The organism is Aeromonas sp. MTB (genome assembly GCF_056632455.1).
The window spans coordinates 2,752,846-2,771,700 of the sequence record NZ_CP147026.1; the positions used below are offsets into that span (position 1 = coordinate 2,752,846).

Sequence of the window (18,855 nt, forward strand, 5' to 3'; positions counted from 1 at the left end):
TTTTACCTATCGGGGGTCAGAGGGCAAATCCCTGTTAGTCCAGGCGCAGCAATCATTGCGCTGGCACCAGTTGTTTCACCACCTCAACCGGAGGGCCCGCCCATGAGTGACGCCATCAAGATTGCCAACCAAGCCCCCAAGGTGATCGAGGGTCTGCTAGCCGAGATGTTTGCCGCACGCGCCGAGGATAACCGCATCGCCCTGGGCGCACTCTACTCGGGGGATGAATACATCCAGGTGCAACTGGTGGTGACCAGCAAGCCTGCGGATCTGCTCGATGACGATTTGGTGATGGGGGATGAGGCATGAGTACCACGCTGTTCACCCTGGCCAGCCTGAAAGAGTGGCTGGCCCAGAACGAATCGAAACTGCTGCCGACCGCCCCGCTCTGCTGTGGTGGTGAACTCGGTATCTCGATCCGCATCGAGGCGGGCCATATCGCCATCGATGAACCGGACTTTCAAGCAATAGATGAGGCATGCGATGAGCAACTTCGAACTGTTTGAGCTGGACGCCCAACAAGAGCAGAGCGAAGCCGGCCCTGCTCATATGCAGCCCACCACACCGGTTAGCCAGCTGACCACCCACTGGTTTGCCGCCCGCGCCGAGTTTATCGCGGCGGGCTGCGATGCCAGAGGCAACCGGGATCAGGTAGCCGAGCTGCTGGCGCTGGGCGCAATGCGCACCGTCTACTGGTTGGCCGCTGCAAATCTGGAGTTGGCACTGGCCCGGGAAATTGCCGAGTGGTGGGCAGAGTGCGCACCACTGCATGGACAGGGGGAGATCATCAAATGAGCCATGGACTGCAATGGGAGCTCACGCTCCTGCAAGATCGCTGGCAAGCCACCTACCGGGAAGACGAGGCACGGCTGCGCCTTTATCAGCGAGAGCTGGCCCATGCGCGCCGGCTACCTGCCCGCCCCCACGCCAGCATCAGGCAATTGCTGCGCCAGTGTGCGGCCGCTCGCCGATTGAAAGAGCACGCCAAAATGAGCGTTCGTGGCTGCCAGTCCCACATCAAACAGCTATCCGGTTATCTCTCTGCATGACCAGCAAGACCAAACGCCTGCCGCTGTCGAAAAGAACGCTGCGGCAGCGCATCGATACCCTTTGCAACTCTCTGCCCGGCGTCAACTTTGACGCCGCTTTTGCTGGTGACCGCGGCCAGTACGATCTGCTCTGGGCCATGCAACTACTCGATGGGCTCTCCACCGAGTTGACCAAGAACCTGTTCAAGCAGTACATACGCCGCCGCAAAGACGGCAGCTTTAGCCACTGCCGCTCCGCCAACATCTGGTTGCGGGAGCGAACCAAGTGGGTGCGGATGCAACTCCAGGCCATCCCGGTCGATCCGAAACAGATGCGCGATGAGACCGGCCGCAAACAGATTGCCCACCAGTTCGCCAACCAGACTGCAGCCATTTACAAGCACATCGAGCAGGACATCAAAGAAGGTGCCGAAGCGGATCTGCTGCTGACCTGGGAGCTGATACGCCAGCCTGCAGACCAGTGGGGTTTTATCGGCGAGCTGCCGAAGTTCAAAACCGAAGAGGCTCGGGATAACTGGATCTTGAGCGTGATGGTGCGCCTGCTCTCTGCCAAGTGGTGGGAGAAGCGCGTCAACCGCTGCTGGGACAGGCTGCAAGAGCACATCAATATCCTGCTCGGCAAAGTGCGCAAGGGCGTATCTGCTTATGTATCGAACGCCACCATGAAGGTGGTACGCGAACGCAAGCGGGCCATGATGCGCTGGCTGGCCGAGTCAGAAGTGGTGAACGAGCGTTATGACCTGGTCGTGTCGATGAAGGATTGCTGGAAGGCCAGCAACGCCAACCCGGTGAACCGCCGCAACGAAATGATGGTGCGGGCGCGAGGGTTCAATGACTATGCCGAGGAGCAGGGTCATGTGGGGGTCTTCTTCACCTGGACAGCCCCGAGCCGCTTTCATGCCTGGACACAAAAGCACAATGGCAAAGCGGTAGAGAACAAGCGATATCAAGGGGCCACGCCGCGGGAGACCTGCGCCTATCTGGCCAAGCTATGGAGCCGCACCAGAGCTGCCCTCAAACGGTGGAACGCCCCCGTTTATGGATTTCGCGTTTGCGAGGCTCACCACGACGGCACCCCGCACTGGCATCTGCTGCTATTTATGCGCCCGGAAGATCGCAACCGGGTGATCGGTATTCTACAACGCTATGCCCTGACCGATGACCACGAAGAGCTGGTACGGGATATCAAGGGCACCCCACCCTTTACCGACTTTACTCCCCGCTTTGACTGGAAAGAGATAGACCCGGCCAAGGGGGATGCCGCCGGCTATCTCGCCAAATACATTGCCAAGAACATCGACGGCGCCTACCTGGACGATGACGAGGAGGCCGGTACCGCCGCCGATGAGGGTGCCCTGCATGCCGTAGCTTGGGCCAGTTGGTGGGGCATTCGCACCTTCCAGCAGATCGGAGGTGCTCCAGTCGGGGTATGGCGTGAACTGCGCCGCATCAGCAACGCCAAGAAGAATGCCGATCTGGTGGGCCCACCCAAGCCAGTGCTGCAAGACCCGCGCTTTGAGGCGGCTCGCTTTGCCGCAGATAACGGCATCTTTCGCTGTTACCTGCACGCCATGGGCGGTGCACTGGCGACCCGTGCCGAACACCCGATCAAGCTGGCCCACCTCATTGAGGAGCAAGCCAACAGCTACGGCGAAGACATCAAACGCCTGATGGGCATTACCTCCGCTCGCCTTGGCATCAAGACCCGCCTGCAAGGGTGGGAAGTGATGCCTGCAGGTACCTATGTTGCCAATAGAGCCGCCGAGGCTGCAGCGAGGGGGGTTGGGGTTAAGCTGGGCGACAGCCCGGCACCTTGGAGCTCTGACAATAACTGTACGCTACCGGATCCTGATGCCTTCACAGAGCAGATCATGAGGGAACAATGGGGGTTATCGCCCTTCTCCATCGACCGATTACGGGCTGGGGCCAGTGTCAGGTCAGACGGTTTCACCCTTTGGCTAGAGAACGGCCAGGTGCAGTCGTGCAGAGCGCTACCAAGCGAGCCGGATTGGCAGCTAGAGGGACTACAGCATCCCAAACAGGAGCAGCCTGATGAATACGCAGTACCAAAAGGGGATCAGGACTGGCCGATGCTGGTTGAGTTGTGCGGCAAGGTCTACCAGGCACAAGGCCACGCCGGGGCACACCGCTGGATCGAAATGCTGCCCAAGACCTATCAGTCCGAGATGTGGCGGGTATTAGAAGGGCACGATGCACAGGAAGCTGCAGAGCTAAAGGGTACGGACAAGAGTAGTCTGAAGCTCCAAGAAAGAATCAGGTTAACAACCCTTGGATAGTTTACTTCCTGCGGTACTAACCAGCCTAAAATTACTACTATCTATGATGATCTTCACATTTTCGAATGTGGTGTCATATGGACAAGGATGGCCCTGAAGTGAGATGCTAATTAACAAGACAATTTTTTACGTGACATATCGTGACAACTACTACGTTTAGATTGAGCCGCAAAGGCGCTGCTATGGCAAGTGATCGGCGAGTCTCATTCATGGATGAAAAAACCGGTAAAGTCAGCCATTGGCAAGACTTTCCCAAATACAAAAAATCATTTTCTTATCAAGATGTTATGTATGGATTTGCTGGTACAAACCGAGTTTATACTCTCTTTTTGTACAACATGCAGAAACTATCTGTAGATGACAGAAAAACCGAAGACGTTAATCTGCTCGACTGGGTAGCTCAAGTTGCAAAAGACCAAAAGCTGGACTTTATGATGATGCGCTATGACGGCACATTGCAGGTTTTTGGGTATCTTGCCGATTTTGATGCGCTGTATGATTCTTCATCAGGAGGATTGACAGTTGAACAACATGGTATAGGATCTGGCTCCCAATCTCAGGTCTATAAAGACAATAAGAGTAGTCCATGCCCATCCTCACCGATTAAAGCTATCATTGATAAAAACGAGCTTGCTCTAAAACAGCTCGAGCGTAAGGTAAGGAAAAGAGGCGCTGCGATCGAGTCCATATCGATAGATGAGAAAATTACAGAGTGTCGAAACATGGGTAGTGACCCATTCACAGGTGGGGGTATTGTTATGACCAAGCACACATCTCAAGATAAGATTTTTGCTGAACAGTTATCGGTTCTTGGCAGTATCGACGGGGTTGCTGCTATGAATAATACCTATGCTTTCTGTTCACTTGATCCGACCGTAGAAAAAGCGAAGCTGGACAAATTGGGCTTTAAACCGAACCAGAAGAGCTCTCTGGATACCGTTACAGAAAAAAAAGATACCCTTATATATCAAATGGTTAGTGATGACTTTGCTTCAATGAAACAGAAGCAACAAGCGAAGTCTTCAGCAAAAAAACTAAATGTATAAAAAAACGCGCGCAAAGCGCGTTTTTTTATGCGCCGATTTCCCCCATATCAATTTGTTAGTATTCCTTGCGCATTATTGACCTGTCAAACCTTGGAACATCAACTGCAGCCCCTCTGGCGTGAATGACCCATAAAGCTCAGCACCAGCTGGTTGGTGGTCTTGGCCGAAGGGCTTAAGATGTGGGCGAGCGACAAGGTGGCCACATTCAGCGTCAGTCCTTTGGCAAAGATAGATTCGAATAAAACTCACTTAACCACCGGTAGCTCGCCGAGAGCGGTGGTATAGCGGGGGCTTAGCTGCTCCCGCTTCATCATCCACTCTCGAGTATCCCGGCCGCGGGCCGCAAAGTAGACCTTCCCAAGCCGTCCCTGGTTGATCTTGTCGATGACCTGCATCAGCGCCTCGCTGCGTGGGGATTGCTGCTGTGCGGCGAACAAGTCGCCCTGCTGCATGCTAGCTGGGGTGAAGTCGGCCAGCATGACGCCACCTTTCTGGTAACGCTGCTCGTCGCGCCAGATGCGGGGGAGCAGCTCGGGGATCAGGGCCAGCAGCACCCGAGTGTCATGGGTGGGCATGGCCAGCTTGGTACTCACCTGGTTGCCGTAATAGGGCTCCCGGTCGCTGAACGGACTGGTGCGAATGAACAGGGTCACATGCCGGCAACACATCCCCTCCCCCCGCAGCTTCTCGGCGGCCCGCTCCATGTAGCCGGCCAGCGCCTGGTGCATGGGGCCTATCAGGGTGATGCGCTCGCCGAAGGAGCGCGAGCAGATGATCTGCTGCTTGGCCTGTGCCTCTTGTTCCAGCTCGGCGCAGGGGATCCCCCGCAGCTCCTGCACCGTGCGCTCGACCACCACGCCATAACGGCGCCGCAGCGCCTTGGGGTCAGCGGCGACCAGGTCGGCCACCGCCTTGATGCCCTGGGCTTCCAGCTTGGCTGTGAGCCGCCGGCCAATGCCCCATATCTCGTCCACCGGGGTGATCGCCATCAGCCGGGAGCGCCGCGCTTCATCCCGCAGATCCACCACCCCTCCGGTGGCCGGCCACTTCTTGGCGGCGTAGTTGGCGAGCTTGGCGAGGGTCTTGGTGGGTCCGATGCCGATCCCCACGGTCAACCCGGTCCACTGCTGCACCCGCTCGCGAACTTGGCGGCCATAGGCCACCAGGTCACCCGCCCACGACTCGCTCAGTTCGATAAAGGCCTCGTCGATGCTGTAGACCTCCACCGCTGGGGCCATCCCCTCCAAAATGGTCATCACCCGTTGACTCATATCACCGTAGAGAGCGTAGTTGCTGGAAAACCAGACCCCACCCATGGCCTCGAAGAACTGGCGGATCTGAAAGTAGGGCACCCCCATCTTGATGCCCAGCGCCTTGGCCTCGGCCGAACGGGCCACCACGCAACCATCGTTATTGGAGAGCACCACGATGGGCCGCCCCTTCAAATCAGGACGAAACAGCCGTTCGCAACTGGCGTAGAAGTTGTTCACATCGACCAGAGCGACGGCGCAGCGCTTGTTCATGGGGTATCCACCTGATGCACGACAAAAGACACCACCCCGAAGATTTCCAGCTCCTGCCCCTCACTGAAATGGATAGGCCGATATGCCGGGTTGCCAGGGAGCAAGGCGACTGTGGGCTCAAGCTGCAGCTCCTTCACCGTGAACTCGCCATCAACTGCGGCGACCACCACGCTACCGTGCCTGGCCTTGCGGCTACGGTCGACGACCAGCAAGTCGCCATCGCGGATCCCGTGATCCACCATGCTGTCACCGGCCGCCCGCACGAAGTAGGTGGCCGCTGGATGGGCCACGCACAACTGGTTAAGGTCGATGGTCTGCTCGGTGTAGTCCTGCGCCGGCGACGGAAAGCCGCAGGCCACCGGGGAGAGAAACAGGGGTAGCTCCAACAAGGGAGCATCGGGAGCGGGTTGAGCAAACATGCTGGCAGTCTCTGTGATACTGTATAAACACACAGTATAGCAAGCCACCAAAAGCGGATCACCATTCGGCGTTTGGCTCCATCGGTCAATACGCGGGATAACTTGTTACTCGGGGTGGACCGAGTTCCTGAATCGGTTGTAACCTAAAGCTACTTCTGCGAACTAATGGAAAAAAACTTGAATATTACAGACATAGCTACCCTCATCTCTCTCCCTGTCGCTGGTGCTGCTGCTTGGTTTGCATGGCTAAGTGCAAACTCCTGGAAAGAATCGAGCCTTCACGACTCCCGCACCAAAGCTGTCTCAGAATGGGTTGGAATGGCAGCTGCTTTCAGAGGCAGATTGAAATTTGTATACAAGGAAACTCTCCAATGGTCAGAGGATAAAGCCGAAATTGAATATGTCTCAAAGCATTTTTGGTCTTGGGTAGAGCTATGGCCCAGTGTGAAGGCGTCCTTGGATGGCGACTTGAAAGAACAAGCTGAAGAACTTTGGCAGAAAGTGCACGAAGCCTATTCAGCACTGATGAATTCTCAATGTACCGTAGACCAATTCGGGTTAACTGTACAAGCTGTCTATAATAGTGATTTATTAGAAAAGACATTAAAAACAACAAGTTAAACAATCACTACTTAACCAACTCAAGTTAAGGGAGGACGCTCACTTGTGTATGTTTCCTGCCGAAACTAACGTCCCCTTCCTTGTGATGAACCGATACCCTGCCGGTGGTGTTGTGCTGCTGACCAACGACGAACTGCATTCGCTGGCATGGCTCTGGCGCGCCGCCGATTACATGATGGGGGCCGCCCGCCGCATCTATCCCCTGCTCGAAGTAGCCGAACACCGCGAAGCCGGCACCAACTACTCCATCATCCACGAACACCCGATGACCCTGGCCGCCGCGCATCCTGGCCGACAAGACCCACCATATTCAGCCCGCCACCCACAGCAACCGCGACTGGAACAGGTTGCTCCCCCACCTGCACCGCCTTCCGATGCCAAAATGTTGGTAAATGTGACCGGTCACGCATTGCAAATACGTGACCGGTCCTACTACCACGATTAAAATGTCAGAATCTCAAATTCAGGTACCAAAAAGAGCTTTGTTTCTGTGCGTTTTCTTAAAGGCAATTCTGCTCAAGGTACCTAGACAAATAGAGGCTATATGGCATCACCACTTGAAGACTTAGATGAATTAATCTTGCGCTGTAGGGATGAAAAAGCACGGGCACACATAACTGAAGCTGTTGCAAGTTATCGAGCAGGTGCCTTTCGATCTGCCATTGTGGCTACTTGGATCGCAGTCTGTTTCGATGTTATTGAAAAACTAAAAGAACTAACCTTGGCTGGTGATAAAGAGGCCGAACTGCAAGTACAAGCCATTGAAAAAACGCATCGAACAAATGATGTTACAGCGGCCTTGAAGTTTGAGCGCGAGTTACTGGGCCTCGCTAAGGACAAATTTGAACTACTTTCGCCGATTGAATATGAAGACCTAAAGCGCCTTCAGGACGACAGAAACCGATGCGCACATCCTTCCCTATCATCAGATGATCAAGCTTATACACCACCTGCGGAGTTGGCTCGCCTGCATATACACTCAGCAGTTATTCATCTACTTCAACATCCTCCTGTTCAAGGGAAATATGCGCTTGAAAGATTACTGAAAGAGATCGATTCAGACTACTTTCCTACCACGGTAAAGGAGGCTCAACTAGTTTTTCGTGCTGGCCCATTAAGGCGACCTCGCGATTCACTTGTTAGAAGCTTGGTGATCGTGCTTTGTAAGGTGCTTTTGACGGAAAATGATCAATGGAGGAAACGAACTCAGCGAGTTACAGCAATTAAGGCTGTTGATTCACTTCATCATGCTGCCAGTTCAAAGGCAAAAAAAGATACGCTATCTAAATTATTTAGAGGTGTTGAGGACAAGGACATCCCCAACGCAATAAACTTCCTAATAAATCTTAAAGAGTCATGGGAGTTTTTAGAGGATGATATTCAAGAGAAATTGAAAAGATTTGTTCTCAGCCTAAATACTGAACATTTTTCTCGGTTCATAGAATCTTTAATTGAATACCAACCATTGAAGCCACAAGCGCAAATCCGTTTGCGACGAGCAACCAAGCAAGACCTCAAGAAAATATGGTTAGGGTTTGGAACTCCAACTGAAGTTTTAGATAGAATAATTGATGTATATCTTCAATCAAATACGTATGACGAGGCTAATGACTGGGCTAAGGACTTAAGCCAAATCGGGTCCGATTTTTCTGCAGAACAAATACGTAAAATATTAAGCGGCATTGCAGATAATGACCAAATCATAGGAAGCTTCCAGCTAGGAGCTTTAATTAGCAGCCTTCGTTCAACAAATACAATACCTGAAGAGGTGTTTGAAGAACTTCTACAGGATAACGGTCTGAACGAATACTGCCTAGCCACCCAAGATGATGACTTTTAATAAAACGGAACGGATTCCGAGTGAAAAGTGAAAGGATCTGACAGATTTTGAAGGATCACAAAAAGGATCTGAAAAGCTGCGCGCGGCCAGTGCTGGCGCGGGGAGCAGATAGCCGCCACCCGTCGTTCACCTGCATGGAAAGCGACACATAAAGCGGGCAGGCGAGGCGGGGTCCCGATTGCGCGCGCTGGGTGTTGAGGGGCCTTTCGAGGCTCCGCTCATGCTCGCAGGTGCGCGTGAAGGATCTCGGGAGTGTGATGGGCGAAGGGATAGCCGACGATGGCCTTTAACACGACTGGTGAGCTCTGGCTGGATGGGATCCCAACCAAAACAAAGCCCCCTGGGTAGGGGGCTTTGAATTAAATCATGGAGAAATTTGGAGGAATTCCAATTTGAAGATAGCCAAGGTTTTCAGCTTTGCACTGTCAGATCTGACAGTCGATAGGAGGTGAATCGGATTATCTCCTCCCCTGCCCACTCGTTGAACTGCGCAAAGTTCGCCTTCATGCTGTCGATCTCGTTGACGTCAAACACCTGGGCCGCCTTGGTCACATCCCCAAATCCGCCCGTGTTGTTCGGTACCACCCCCATCAGTTGCGGCGGTACCCGATGGGCTGCCAGCTGGTCATCCCGGCTCACCCCCTTGATGGAAAGAAAATCATCCTTGGCCGCAATCTCGGCCACCGGGATCAGCTTCACCGAATCCGCCTTGCCACCTGGGGTATAGAGCAGCAGGTTACGGAAGTTGCCCGGCCCCTTGCTGTTTTGCAGCGCCGTCTTGAGCGCGGTGATGTCGCCCTCGTTCTGCAGGGCATCGCTGATGTGCAGAATAAACCCCGCATGGCTGCCGTTCTCGTAGTAGCGACGGCGAAACAGGGTGGCCGACTCGTTGAGCAGTGCCGAGTTCAGGCTGGCCACATAGTCGGGGATGCCATAAATCTCCTGGTTAACGTCCGCCTCCATCACATGCCCCACATCACCGGCGGGCAACTCCACCTCATCCCCAGGCCTTGGCACCCACCAATAGCGATCCAGCTCGAGGGATCTGCGAGTGTACTTGGCCGGCATCTGGTCATAGCGCAGCGTGCTACCCAGCCGGTTGCGCACCCGCTGCAGGTGAGCGTTGCCGAAGATCTCGTAGTCCATCACCAGCCCGGTGAAGGCGGCCAGGCTCAGTTTGGGATGAGGGATGAAACAGCCGCGCAAGATATTGCGCTTCACCTGGATGGCCGAGGCGTGATGCACCGCTGCCCGGTAGACCCGCGCCAGCCCGTGCAGGCTCAGGGGATGCTCATACCAGCGGCCGTTGTGCATCGACTCCAGGTAATCGAACACCTCCCGCTGGGACAACACCGGGATAGCCTCCCCAAACGTAAACGCCTGCACACCGGCAGGCGAGTTGATCTGCTCACTCATCAGTAAATCTCCATAAAGCCGGAATTGGTGCCGGTCTGCCCCTCAAGGGGCTCGTGTAACAGGGCTTGCATGGTTGCCCAGGCAATATCGGCGTGGCTGGTCTCATCGGAGCGGCTGGCCTCGAAGGTGGGTAGCTTGCCGCTTTGGGTCACGGCGCGGCGGATGCTCATAAACGCCTGGGCCAAGTCGGTCCAGCCGCTGTCGAACTCCAGCCGCCCCTTGTTCATCACATCCTGTGCCTTCATCACCATCCGCATCTTCACGTTGGGGTTGTACTGGATGGCGGTCACTGCAGGGTAAAACTGCTTCACCAGCTGATAGACCCCCTCCCCGATCCCGGTGGTATCGATGCCGATATAGGCGACGTTGTAGCGATCGCAGATGGCGCGAATGGATTTGGCCTGGGCGTCAAAGTCCATCCCCTGCCAGCGGTGGCGCTCCAGCACCCGAAACTTGCCACCCGGCACCAGTGGCGGGGCCAGCACCGCGCAGCCGGCGCTGTCACCTTTACCCCCCTTGGCCGGGTCATAGCCGATCCACACAGCCCGGTTGGCCAGCGGCCGCAAGGTGTGGGGCTTGTAGTCCTCCCACACCAGCCAGCTGTCGACCATGCAGCGCTGCAGCGTCGCCAGCGGAAACAGGCTCTCGGTGTCATCCATGAATTCGCACATCAGCAGGTTGCGGTACTCATCCTCGGAATACTCACTGCGCAGCTGATCCAGGTCGAACAGGTTGCAACCGCCGCGCACCGCATCTTCCACGGTGACGATCTGCCGCCACTGACCATCGGCGCACAGCTTGCCGGCAGACAGATTGGCGTGGCTCAGGTCAATCTCGACCCGGTCGGCCTTGGCCTTGCCGCGGTTAAAGTTGGCGCCAGACCAGAATCCATAAGCAGGATGGGAAAGGCTGGAGGGGGTGGAGATGTAGGTCTGGCGCCACTTCTTGTGCATCGCCATGCCGGAGGCCACCTTGCGGAACTCCAGAAAGCCGTGGATCCAGAAATACTCGTCCATGTAGATATTGCCGTGATAGCTCTGGGCGGTGCGGGCGTTGGTACCGAGGAAGTAAAGGTGCGCCCCGTTCGGCAGCACCATGGGGTCACCTTTGAGCTCGACCCCCTCCTCCTTGGCGAACTGGATGATGTACTGCTTGAACATATGGGCCTGCGCCTTGCTGGCCGACAGGAAAATCTGGTTGCGCCCGGTCACCAGGGCATCAATGAACGCCTCAAAGGCAAAGAAGTAAGTCGCCCCGATCTGGCGCGACTTGAGCAGGTCGCGGATCCGGTACTCCTGTCCGGCCTGATACCAGACCCGTTGGTAATCGAACATGGTCGACTCAAACCGCTCGATGAGCCGTTCTTGCTGCTCGGGCTCCACCACGTTGCGCTCGGGCGCCTTCTTCGGCCCCTTGTTGCGGTTGGCCACCTTGGGGTTGAGGTCGGCCTCGTTACCGCCGTTGCTGTACTTGTTGACCCGGGCGATACGCTCGAGCTGGCGGCCCAGCAGGTCAATCTCCTTGAAGTCGCCACCGCTCTTGGTCTCCTTCATCACCAGCTGGATCATGCGCGCCTCGATGGCGCTATCCACCCGGTCTATCGGTTTGATGTCCTCCCAGCCGTCGCGCTTCTTCCAGGTCGAGACGGTACCCTCCGGCGTTTGCAGCAACTCGGCAATGGCGCGCAGCGGGTACCCCTGAAAGAACAGGTACATGGCCTGCCGTCTGGGGTCGAGATGGGGAAAGGTGATGGGTGCTGTTGTCATGGCGCCAGTCTACCCAGCCGCTACTACCCCAAACGCCCCACTGCCAGTGTGTAGCGCCACCACACACTGGCCCCGGATTGCACGATCCCGCCGCTCACCCAGACCATAACCGCGACATCACTACCCAATTACCAAAGGGATCCCAGCACATGCCTAAGTCCAAATTCTTCCGTGTTGCGGTTGAGGGGGGCACCACCGATGGTCGCGCCATAACCCGCGAATGGATTGAGCAGATGGCCCAGCGCTACAACCAGGCCACCTATGGCGCACGGGTCAATATGGAGCATATCCGGGGCCTCGACCCCAACGGCTTGTTCAAGATGTACGGCGACATCACCGCCGCCAAGAGCGAAGAGGTCACCATCGAAGGGGAACAGCGGCTGGCCCTGTTCGTCCAGATTGACCCGACGCCGGAGCTGATCGCGCTCAACAAGAAGCGCCAGAAGGTCTACACCTCCATCGAGATCCACCCCAACCTGAACGAAAAAGGGGCCTACATGATGGGGCTGGCCGTGACAGACAGCCCGGCAAGCCTTGGCACTGAAATGCTGCAGTTCTGCAGCAAAGCCGCGGTCAACCCGCTGGCCGACCGCAAATACCATCCGGAGTGCCTGTTTACCGAAGCCCTCGAAACCGTCATCGAGTTTGAAGATGAGCAAGAGAAAGGCCCGGGCCTGCTGGAACGGATCAGCGCCATTTTCACCAGCCACAAGCAGCAATCGACCGCCGATTTCAGCGATGTGCATCAGGCCGTCGAAGCCGTGGCCAAAGAGGTGACCAGCCTCGATACCGACCTGCAAACCAGGTTCAACGAACTGACAGCCCGGCAAACGGCGACCGCCAACGCCCTGGCCGACCTGACCACCCAGCTCGAGCGCCAGGAAGATTTCAGCCACAAGCGCCAGCCTGCCACCGGTGACGATGGCACCAAGCCAACCAAAACCGATTTTTAAGGGACCCCGATAATGCGCAACGATACCCGTCAGCAATTCGAGCAGTACACCAGCCAACTGGCGAGCCTGAATGCCGTCAGCTCGGCCATGGTGCAATTCAGTGTCGAGCCCAGCATCCAGCAAAAGCTGGAAACCAAAATGCAGGAGTCCGTCGACTTCCTCAGCATGATCAACATCGTGCCGGTGGATGAACTCAAAGGGGAAAAGGTCGGCATCGGCATCAATGGCACCATTGCCTCTCGCACCGATACCAGTGGCGGCAAGGCCCGCGTCCCGTTCGACCCGACCGGACTGCAAAACACCAAATACGAGTGCGAAAAGACCAACTACGACACCAGCATCGGTTACGCCAAGCTTGATGCCTGGGCCAAGTTCAAAGACTTCCAGATCCGCATTCGCGATGCCATCGTCAAGCGCCAGGGCCTGGACCGCATCATGATCGGCTGGAACGGCAAACTTGCCGCGAAAGACACCGATCGCGTCCAGTTCCCCATGCTGCAAGACGTCAACATCGGCTGGATTGAGCACACCCGCCATGATGCTCCCGCCCAGGTGATGAGCGAAGGGGATGCGGGCACCGGCCATATCTACATCTACCAGCCCAAGAGTGAAGCCGACACCAAAGAGGGGGATTACGGCAACCTCGACGCCCTGGTGTTCGATCTGGTCAACAGCAAGATCAAACCCTGGTACCAGGACGACACCGATCTGGTGGTGATCTGCGGCCGCAAACTGCTGGCCGACAAATACTTCCCCATCCTCAACGAGACCCGGGACAACCAGAACAAGCTGGCCGGTCAGGTACTGGTGAGCCAGAAGCAGATCGGCGGCCTGCTGGCGATCCGCGTCCCCTTCGTCCCGGAAGACACCCTGATCGTTACCCGCCTCGACAACCTCTCCATCTACTGGCAGATCGGCGGCCGCCGTCGCCATCTGGAAGAGCAACCGAGCCTCGACCGCATCGTCAACTGGGAATCCTCCAACGATGCCTACGTGGTCGAGGATTACGACTGCATCGCCGTCGCAGAAAACATCACGCTGGGCGCCAAACCTGCGCCTGCAGGCGGTTAAGGAGCCACGATGACACCTGCACAACGACACACCGCCCGCATCATGGCCGCCCTGCAAGGGGCGGCCAACCCCGAGCAGGATCGCGCCGCCGCCAACCAGTACGAACTCCAGCTGATGCAGCTGGCCGAGCACCGCCGCACCCTCAAGGGCATCCAGAGCCTCGAGCGCAAGATTGACGCCAAACGCACCATGCTGGCCACCTACACACCGTGGATTGATGGCCTGCTGGCCGCCGATCGCGGTGGTCAGGATGACGTCATGGTGACCGTGATGCTGTGGCACCTCGACACCGGCGATCTGGGAGGCGCCCTGCCGATGGCTGATTACGTGATCCGCCACGGCCTCAATACCCCTGACCAGTACGAACGCACCGCCCCCACCCTTATCGCCGAAGAGGTGGCCGACACCGCCATCAAGCTGCAAGAGGCGGGCAATGGCCCATCCCTGCCATTGCTCAGCAGCTACATGAGCATGCTGGCTGACTGCGACATCTTCGACCAGGTGCGCGCCAAGTTGCACAAGGCGGTGGGCCGCGCCTGTTATGCCGAAGGGCTCAAGGAGCAAGCGGCCGACAACTACCGCCGCGCCATCGAGCTGCACGACAAGGTGGGCATCAAGCGAGAGCTGGAAGATCTGCTGCGCGAGATCAAAAAGGATAAAGCCGCCGCCGGCCAGCCCGCCAATGAACCGGCACCGCAGCCGGGCGCTGAGCCCCAATCCGAGTCACAGCCACCCGAACAGCCTGACCCCGCCCCCGGCGAGACCAGCTAACCGAGCGAACCCCGCACCCTGGGCGGCTCGGGCCTGACGAATGCCAGCGGCATACCAGACGGCCCGACCACCGCCCAACATGGGGCGCCACCTCACATCAGGAGCACCATGAGCACCGGATTTTTAGCCACCAACCCGACCCCGGCCGCCACAGAAGAGGGCGACATCACCAGCGCCCCCTTCTGGCCGGCCATCTCGCTCTGCGCGCTGCGCGACACCGTCCGGCTCGATGGCACCGTCACCACCGCCCGCCTCACTCATGCGGTGATCGACGCCATCACCAGCGTCAACCGGGATCTGGCCCAGTGGCGCAGCACCAGAGAAAGCGAAGGTCACGCCACCCTGGCAGCCGTCCCCGCCGAGCCCATCAACGGCGAATCGGTACATCTGCACAGCTACCGGCGCGCCGTCTACGCCATGACCCGCGCCAACCTGCTCGAGCGCTACACCGACTACAGCGCCACCGGTGACGGCATTAAAGGGGCCGATGCCAAAGAGATAAGTTCGGATGACCTCTACCGCGACGCCCGCTTTGCCATCCGCGACATCATTGGCACCACCCACACCACGGTGGAGCTCATCTGATGCAACTGCGCAGCCTGCAGGGCGACACCCTCGATCTCATCCTGTTTCGTCACTACGGCTACACCGCAGGCATCACCGAGCAGGTGCTCAACCTCAACCCCGGTCTGGCAGCACTCGGCCCCATCCTGCCGACCGGCACCCTCATCAACATGCCAGCGGCCCCCACTCAGGCCGAACAGCCGCTGATCCAGCTATGGGACTGACTGTCATGCGACAAAAGAGAACACCGACATGAGCCGCCTCGACGACGAACTCGAACGACTGGCCAACATCAGCGAGCAACAACTGGCTGCCCGCATCCATGCCGCCCGCATTGCGGGCACTGGCCCCCACTACTGCATCGACTGCGACGACCCGATCCCGCAAGAGCGCCGCGAGGCGATCCGGGGCTGCGAGCGCTGCGCCGACTGCCAGACCATCCACGAATTCCAACTCGCCCGCCACTGCGGCAGCAAACGATAGGAGAGCACGATGCCAGAACCGATTTCCTCCAGCGCCGCAACCAGCACCCTCACCGGTCTGGCCTTGCTGTTCACCCTGCCAGGGGTGGATCCCTCCGTCGTGCTCGGCGCACTCACCGGCGCGGTGCTGTTTATCTCGGCCGCCGAAGAGCAGGGGCGTCTGCGCCGGATTGCCCTGTTTGTCGCCTCGTTTATCAGCGGCCTGCTGCTGGCCGGCTTTACCTGCCAACTGCTGGAGGTACTGCTGCCCGACAGCGTCCAGGTCAGCAATGCGATCGGCTCGCTGATCGCCTCCGCCATGATGGTGCGCCTGCTGCAGCTCATCATGCGCAATCAGGATCGGCTACTTGAAGCCTTGTTTAACAAAAGGGGGCAACCATGATCCCGACCACTCCGACCGGTGTGTTTATCTACACCGCCCTTTACGCCCTGGTCTGCGCCGCCATCTTCCTGCGGGTCATGCTGTTTGACCGCAAAGGTGGCGAGTATCGCGCCCTGCCCGCCTGGATGGCGTGGCTGCTCTGCGTGCTGTCAGGCTCCATTCCGCTGCGCTTTCTGTTCGGTGGCATTCCGGTGCCAGATCCGGCCGCCTTCGGGCTCGCCCTCTTCCTGCTGTGCGCCGTGCTCAACACCCGCGGCTCGGTGCACCACCTGCTGCCCCGGGGCAAACCGTCCAGCACCGACCATGCCCGGGATATTTACCGGAGGTACCAGCCATGAGCCTGAAAAAAGGGGATACCGGCACCGCCGTGGCCGACCTGCAACGCCGCCTCACCGCCGCCGGTTATCCGGTGGCTGTCGATGGCTGGTTTGGTGAGGCAACCGAGCAGGCGCTGATCGCCTTCCAGCGGGATTACATGATTGCCGCCATCGGTCAGGCGGGCCCGCGCACCCTGACCGCACTGCTCGGCAGTGAGCGCGGCAACCAGCTGACCATCAACCACATGCAGGCCGGCGCCGATCTGCTGGCGGTACCGCTGGCCACCATGGCCACCGTTGCCCAGGTCGAGAGCATCGGTGAAGGCTTCACCCAAGCCATGCGCCCGGTGGTGCTGTTCGAGCGGCATGTGTTCTACAAGCAGCTCACCAAACATCTGGGCAAGGCGGCCGCCGACCAGTTGGCCGCCCATTACCCCAACCTGGTCAACCCCAAGCGCGGCGGCTATGCAGGCGGCGCAGCCGAGTGGGAGCGGCTGCAACTGGCCATCAGCCTGAATAAGGATGCCGCCATTGAGTCGGCCAGCTGGGGCATGTTCCAGATCATGGGCTACCACTGGCAGCCACTGGGCTTTGCCTCCGCCAGCGACTGGCAGAACGCCATGCAGCGCAGCGAGGTCGAACACCTCACCGCCCTGTGCCGCTTTATCCAGCAAGACCCCGCCATGCACAAAGCACTGCAGGGTCGAAAGTGGGCGGATTTCGCCCGCCGCTACAACGGCCCGGCGTTTAAGGAGAACGACTACGACATCAAGCTGGCCAAGTGGTTTGCGCACTTTACCAAGGTCTATCAGGTGCAGGAGGTGGCCAATGTGGCGTGAGCTGCTGGGCTCGCCCCTCAGCTGGTTACTGTTGGCGGTGGCTCTCGCCCTTGGTGGCTGGGGCTGGTCAGCCCGCTCGGCGGCCAAGGCCAAAGGGGACGTCACCACCCTGCAAACCAGTCTCAAGGCAGCCAATGAGAAAACCAAAGAGGCCGAGCGGCGCGAGCAGCTTAAAGAGACCGCCATCGCCACCCTCACCCGGGAACTGACCACCCAGGCACAAGCGGCGCAGCAGCTGCAGGGCCAGCTCGACCAGCTGACGCAGGCCGCCGCCACCCGCGCCGACACCATCAAGAGGCTTAAACGTGAAAATGCCGAACTCAGCGCTTGGGCTGATCGCCCTCTGCCTGACCCTGTTATCAGGCTGCTCCAGCGCCCCGCCCTCACCGGCGCCGCAGATTATCAGGCTCACCTGTCCGGCCCCGAGCCCCTGCCAGCTGCCACCGGCGGCGCCACTCAATAACGGCGACTTGCTCGACCAGCTGAGCCAGACCGAGGCCGCCTGGGCCAGTTGCGCCGCCAAGGTCGATAGCCTCATCACCTGCCAGACACGACAACAAGGGAGTGAAGATGGAAAAGCCAAAACAGATCCGTGAGGTGCTGACCCGCTGCGTGCCGCACCTCAAGACCAACCCGGACAAGCTGCACATCTTTATCGCCCCGGGCAATATCGAAAGCACCGGCGCCCGCTCCCTCTCGTTCGAGTGGCAATACCCCCTCACCATCGGTATTGAAGACTTTGCCGGCCACCCGGATCAGATCATGGTGCCGCTGCTGGCCTGGCTGCGCCAACACCAGCCCGAGCTGATGACCAACGACGAGTTGCGCAAGGATGGCATCACCTTCGAGGCAGAATACCTCGCCAACGACCTGATGGATCTCATCATCACCGTCAAGCTGACCGAGCGGGTCAAGGTATGGCAGAACGAACAGGGGATAGGCTGGGAACATCTGCCAGAGCCACCGGAAGCCCCTTATGACGGCATCACCTGGGAGCTCTTTATCAACGGGGAACCGCAGCCATGGCCACCGACGACCTGAACCGGCTGATCAGCTGGGCCGATGCTTTGCTGGCCGGCATGACACCGGCCGCCCGCCGGCAACTGATGGGGGAACTGGCCCGAAACCTGCGCGCCAGTCAGAGCAAACGGATCAGGGCCAACATCCAGCCGGATGGCAGCCCGATGACCCCGCGCAAGCCGCTCAAGAAGCTGGCAAAAAAACGAGGTGCCACCCGCCGCAAGATGTTTCAGCATCTGGTCAGCCCCCGCTGGCTCAAGGCGACCAGCACCGAGCATCAGGCCGTGGTCGAGTTTGTCGGCTCGGCCAATCGCCTCGCCACCATTCACCAATACGGCCTCAAAGACCGTATCAAGGGCCGCGAGATCAGCTATCCGGCGCGGGAACTGCTGGGCATCACCAATCAGGAAGTGGAAAGGTTGGAAGAACTGCTGCTGGCCCATTTGACCAAATAGAAGGTTGTCGAGCGAAGCTGTAAC

The 18,855-nt window shown here is 58.1% G+C and carries 26 protein-coding genes and 1 pseudogene; 22 read left to right on the top strand and 5 right to left on the bottom strand.

Annotated elements, in window-relative coordinates:
* Window positions 1-102: 102 nt before the first annotated feature.
* The 6 genes from WBR25_RS12510 (at window position 103) to WBR25_RS12535 (ending at window position 4,392) form a co-directional block, all read left to right on the top strand.
* Window positions 103-309, top strand: a complete 207-nt coding sequence (locus WBR25_RS12510) for a hypothetical protein (protein WP_005352017.1) — start codon at window positions 103-105, stop codon at window positions 307-309.
* Window positions 306-506: a hypothetical protein gene (locus WBR25_RS12515; RefSeq protein WP_005352019.1), complete on the top strand. Its 201-nt coding sequence runs from the start codon at window positions 306-308 to the stop codon at window positions 504-506. The genes WBR25_RS12510 and WBR25_RS12515 overlap by 4 nt, the downstream gene beginning before the upstream one ends.
* Entirely contained in the window at window positions 484-795 is a 312-nt protein-coding gene (locus WBR25_RS12520; protein WP_323893781.1) for a hypothetical protein, read from the top strand. Before WBR25_RS12515 ends, WBR25_RS12520 begins: the two co-directional genes overlap by 23 nt.
* Complete coding sequence (locus tag WBR25_RS12525; RefSeq protein WP_323893780.1) at window positions 792-1,049, top strand: hypothetical protein; 258 nt, start codon at window positions 792-794, stop codon at window positions 1,047-1,049. Before WBR25_RS12520 ends, WBR25_RS12525 begins: the two co-directional genes overlap by 4 nt.
* Window positions 1,046-3,346 (top strand): replication endonuclease, encoded by a 2,301-nt coding sequence (locus WBR25_RS12530; protein ID WP_479748099.1) that lies wholly within the window; start codon window positions 1,046-1,048, stop codon window positions 3,344-3,346. Before WBR25_RS12525 ends, WBR25_RS12530 begins: the two co-directional genes overlap by 4 nt.
* Window positions 3,347-3,555: 209 nt before the next feature.
* Window positions 3,556-4,392, top strand: a complete 837-nt coding sequence (locus WBR25_RS12535; protein ID WP_421229625.1) for a hypothetical protein — start codon at window positions 3,556-3,558, stop codon at window positions 4,390-4,392.
* Between the two features lie 72 nt (window positions 4,393-4,464).
* Here WBR25_RS12535 and WBR25_RS12540 read toward each other — a convergent pair.
* The 3 genes and pseudogenes from WBR25_RS12540 to umuD form a co-directional block, all read right to left on the bottom strand.
* Window positions 4,465-4,617 (bottom strand): annotated as a pseudogene (locus WBR25_RS12540) (transcriptional regulator); the annotation flags it as partial.
* A gap of 20 nt (window positions 4,618-4,637) precedes the next feature.
* Window positions 4,638-5,915, bottom strand: coding sequence for a translesion error-prone DNA polymerase V subunit UmuC (gene umuC, locus WBR25_RS12545; protein ID WP_479748101.1), 1,278 nt, complete (start codon window positions 5,913-5,915; stop codon window positions 4,638-4,640).
* Entirely contained in the window at window positions 5,912-6,334 is a 423-nt protein-coding gene (umuD, locus tag WBR25_RS12550; protein ID WP_421313013.1) for a translesion error-prone DNA polymerase V autoproteolytic subunit, read from the bottom strand. The genes umuC and umuD overlap by 4 nt, the downstream gene beginning before the upstream one ends.
* Window positions 6,335-6,511: 177 nt before the next feature.
* Here umuD and WBR25_RS12555 point away from each other — a divergent pair, with 177 nt between their 5' ends.
* The 3 genes from WBR25_RS12555 to WBR25_RS12565 all read left to right on the top strand — a co-directional run bounded on the left by WBR25_RS12555 (window position 6,512) and on the right by WBR25_RS12565 (window position 8,795).
* Window positions 6,512-6,955 (top strand): hypothetical protein, encoded by a 444-nt coding sequence (locus WBR25_RS12555; RefSeq protein WP_479748108.1) that lies wholly within the window; start codon window positions 6,512-6,514, stop codon window positions 6,953-6,955.
* Between the two features lie 85 nt (window positions 6,956-7,040).
* The gene (locus tag WBR25_RS12560; RefSeq protein WP_479748110.1) at window positions 7,041-7,400 is read left to right on the top strand and encodes a P22AR C-terminal domain-containing protein; all 360 of its coding nucleotides are present in this window, start codon (window positions 7,041-7,043) and stop codon (window positions 7,398-7,400) included.
* Window positions 7,401-7,499: 99 nt separating this feature from the next.
* On the top strand, window positions 7,500-8,795 hold the full coding sequence (locus WBR25_RS12565; RefSeq protein WP_479748112.1) for a hypothetical protein: 1,296 nt from the start codon (window positions 7,500-7,502) through the stop codon (window positions 8,793-8,795).
* A 411-nt stretch (window positions 8,796-9,206) separates the two neighbouring features.
* Here the strand turns inward: WBR25_RS12565 and WBR25_RS12570 are convergent, their stop codons facing one another.
* Both WBR25_RS12570 and WBR25_RS12575 read right to left on the bottom strand, forming a co-directional pair.
* On the bottom strand, window positions 9,207-10,211 hold the full coding sequence (locus WBR25_RS12570; protein ID WP_479748114.1) for a phage portal protein: 1,005 nt from the start codon (window positions 10,209-10,211) through the stop codon (window positions 9,207-9,209).
* Window positions 10,211-11,977 carry a terminase ATPase subunit family protein gene (locus WBR25_RS12575; RefSeq protein WP_479748116.1) on the bottom strand — a complete coding sequence of 589 codons (1,767 nt, stop codon included), beginning with the start codon at window positions 11,975-11,977 and terminating at the stop codon, window positions 10,211-10,213. Before WBR25_RS12575 ends, WBR25_RS12570 begins: the two co-directional genes overlap by 1 nt.
* A gap of 149 nt (window positions 11,978-12,126) precedes the next feature.
* Here WBR25_RS12575 and WBR25_RS12580 point away from each other — a divergent pair, with 149 nt between their 5' ends.
* The 13 genes from WBR25_RS12580 (at window position 12,127) to WBR25_RS12640 (ending at window position 18,831) form a co-directional block, all read left to right on the top strand.
* The gene (locus WBR25_RS12580; protein ID WP_479748118.1) at window positions 12,127-12,930 is read left to right on the top strand and encodes a GPO family capsid scaffolding protein; all 804 of its coding nucleotides are present in this window, start codon (window positions 12,127-12,129) and stop codon (window positions 12,928-12,930) included.
* Between the two features lie 12 nt (window positions 12,931-12,942).
* Complete coding sequence (locus WBR25_RS12585; RefSeq protein WP_236269747.1) at window positions 12,943-14,001, top strand: phage major capsid protein, P2 family; 1,059 nt, start codon at window positions 12,943-12,945, stop codon at window positions 13,999-14,001.
* Window positions 14,002-14,010: 9 nt separating this feature from the next.
* Entirely contained in the window at window positions 14,011-14,772 is a 762-nt protein-coding gene (gpM, locus tag WBR25_RS12590; protein WP_479748120.1) for a phage terminase small subunit, read from the top strand.
* A 108-nt stretch (window positions 14,773-14,880) separates the two neighbouring features.
* Window positions 14,881-15,357, top strand: a complete 477-nt coding sequence (locus WBR25_RS12595) for a head completion/stabilization protein (RefSeq protein ID WP_479748122.1) — start codon at window positions 14,881-14,883, stop codon at window positions 15,355-15,357.
* The gene (locus WBR25_RS12600; RefSeq protein ID WP_005352059.1) at window positions 15,357-15,560 is read left to right on the top strand and encodes a tail protein X; all 204 of its coding nucleotides are present in this window, start codon (window positions 15,357-15,359) and stop codon (window positions 15,558-15,560) included. Before WBR25_RS12595 ends, WBR25_RS12600 begins: the two co-directional genes overlap by 1 nt.
* Before the next feature lie 28 nt (window positions 15,561-15,588).
* Window positions 15,589-15,819: a TraR/DksA C4-type zinc finger protein gene (locus WBR25_RS12605; RefSeq protein ID WP_019445413.1), complete on the top strand. Its 231-nt coding sequence runs from the start codon at window positions 15,589-15,591 to the stop codon at window positions 15,817-15,819.
* 9 nt (window positions 15,820-15,828) lie between these two features.
* Complete coding sequence (locus WBR25_RS12610; RefSeq protein ID WP_019445414.1) at window positions 15,829-16,200, top strand: putative holin; 372 nt, start codon at window positions 15,829-15,831, stop codon at window positions 16,198-16,200.
* Window positions 16,197-16,538, top strand: coding sequence for a phage holin family protein (locus WBR25_RS12615; protein WP_479748124.1), 342 nt, complete (start codon window positions 16,197-16,199; stop codon window positions 16,536-16,538). Before WBR25_RS12610 ends, WBR25_RS12615 begins: the two co-directional genes overlap by 4 nt.
* Window positions 16,535-17,356 carry an N-acetylmuramidase domain-containing protein gene (locus WBR25_RS12620; protein WP_479748126.1) on the top strand — a complete coding sequence of 274 codons (822 nt, stop codon included), beginning with the start codon at window positions 16,535-16,537 and terminating at the stop codon, window positions 17,354-17,356. Before WBR25_RS12615 ends, WBR25_RS12620 begins: the two co-directional genes overlap by 4 nt.
* Window positions 17,346-17,819 carry an Rz-like lysis system protein LysB gene (gene lysB, locus WBR25_RS12625; protein WP_479748128.1) on the top strand — a complete coding sequence of 158 codons (474 nt, stop codon included), beginning with the start codon at window positions 17,346-17,348 and terminating at the stop codon, window positions 17,817-17,819. Before WBR25_RS12620 ends, lysB begins: the two co-directional genes overlap by 11 nt.
* On the top strand, window positions 17,710-17,952 hold the full coding sequence (gene lysC / locus WBR25_RS12630) for an Rz1-like lysis system protein LysC (protein WP_232297631.1): 243 nt from the start codon (window positions 17,710-17,712) through the stop codon (window positions 17,950-17,952). The genes lysB and lysC overlap by 110 nt, the downstream gene beginning before the upstream one ends.
* On the top strand, window positions 17,927-18,397 hold the full coding sequence (locus WBR25_RS12635) for a phage tail protein (RefSeq protein WP_479748130.1): 471 nt from the start codon (window positions 17,927-17,929) through the stop codon (window positions 18,395-18,397). Before lysC ends, WBR25_RS12635 begins: the two co-directional genes overlap by 26 nt.
* Window positions 18,379-18,831, top strand: coding sequence for a phage virion morphogenesis protein (locus WBR25_RS12640; protein WP_479748132.1), 453 nt, complete (start codon window positions 18,379-18,381; stop codon window positions 18,829-18,831). Before WBR25_RS12635 ends, WBR25_RS12640 begins: the two co-directional genes overlap by 19 nt.
* The last annotated feature ends 24 nt before the right edge of the window (window positions 18,832-18,855 follow it).

Coding starts and splice junctions, on each gene's coding strand:
- WBR25_RS12585 (WP_236269747.1), top strand. CDS start 12,943: ATGCGCAACGATACCCGTCAGCAATTCGAGCAGTACACCAGCCAACTG.
- WBR25_RS12525 (WP_323893780.1), top strand. CDS start 792: ATGAGCCATGGACTGCAATGGGAGCTCACGCTCCTGCAAGATCGCTGG.
- WBR25_RS12615 (WP_479748124.1), top strand. CDS start 16,197: ATGATCCCGACCACTCCGACCGGTGTGTTTATCTACACCGCCCTTTAC.
- lysB (WP_479748128.1), top strand. CDS start 17,346: ATGTGGCGTGAGCTGCTGGGCTCGCCCCTCAGCTGGTTACTGTTGGCG.
- umuC (WP_479748101.1), bottom strand. CDS start 5,915: ATGAACAAGCGCTGCGCCGTCGCTCTGGTCGATGTGAACAACTTCTAC.
- umuD (WP_421313013.1), bottom strand. CDS start 6,334: ATGTTTGCTCAACCCGCTCCCGATGCTCCCTTGTTGGAGCTACCCCTG.
- WBR25_RS12605 (WP_019445413.1), top strand. CDS start 15,589: ATGAGCCGCCTCGACGACGAACTCGAACGACTGGCCAACATCAGCGAG.
- WBR25_RS12610 (WP_019445414.1), top strand. CDS start 15,829: ATGCCAGAACCGATTTCCTCCAGCGCCGCAACCAGCACCCTCACCGGT.
- gpM (WP_479748120.1), top strand. CDS start 14,011: ATGACACCTGCACAACGACACACCGCCCGCATCATGGCCGCCCTGCAA.
- WBR25_RS12520 (WP_323893781.1), top strand. CDS start 484: ATGAGCAACTTCGAACTGTTTGAGCTGGACGCCCAACAAGAGCAGAGC.
- WBR25_RS12530 (WP_479748099.1), top strand. CDS start 1,046: ATGACCAGCAAGACCAAACGCCTGCCGCTGTCGAAAAGAACGCTGCGG.
- WBR25_RS12570 (WP_479748114.1), bottom strand. CDS start 10,211: ATGAGTGAGCAGATCAACTCGCCTGCCGGTGTGCAGGCGTTTACGTTT.
- WBR25_RS12515 (WP_005352019.1), top strand. CDS start 306: ATGAGTACCACGCTGTTCACCCTGGCCAGCCTGAAAGAGTGGCTGGCC.
- WBR25_RS12565 (WP_479748112.1), top strand. CDS start 7,500: ATGGCATCACCACTTGAAGACTTAGATGAATTAATCTTGCGCTGTAGG.
- WBR25_RS12620 (WP_479748126.1), top strand. CDS start 16,535: ATGAGCCTGAAAAAAGGGGATACCGGCACCGCCGTGGCCGACCTGCAA.
- WBR25_RS12510 (WP_005352017.1), top strand. CDS start 103: ATGAGTGACGCCATCAAGATTGCCAACCAAGCCCCCAAGGTGATCGAG.
- WBR25_RS12575 (WP_479748116.1), bottom strand. CDS start 11,977: ATGACAACAGCACCCATCACCTTTCCCCATCTCGACCCCAGACGGCAG.
- WBR25_RS12595 (WP_479748122.1), top strand. CDS start 14,881: ATGAGCACCGGATTTTTAGCCACCAACCCGACCCCGGCCGCCACAGAA.
- WBR25_RS12580 (WP_479748118.1), top strand. CDS start 12,127: ATGCCTAAGTCCAAATTCTTCCGTGTTGCGGTTGAGGGGGGCACCACC.
- WBR25_RS12635 (WP_479748130.1), top strand. CDS start 17,927: ATGGAAAAGCCAAAACAGATCCGTGAGGTGCTGACCCGCTGCGTGCCG.
- WBR25_RS12535 (WP_421229625.1), top strand. CDS start 3,556: ATGGATGAAAAAACCGGTAAAGTCAGCCATTGGCAAGACTTTCCCAAA.
- WBR25_RS12600 (WP_005352059.1), top strand. CDS start 15,357: ATGCAACTGCGCAGCCTGCAGGGCGACACCCTCGATCTCATCCTGTTT.
- WBR25_RS12560 (WP_479748110.1), top strand. CDS start 7,041: ATGAACCGATACCCTGCCGGTGGTGTTGTGCTGCTGACCAACGACGAA.
- WBR25_RS12640 (WP_479748132.1), top strand. CDS start 18,379: ATGGCCACCGACGACCTGAACCGGCTGATCAGCTGGGCCGATGCTTTG.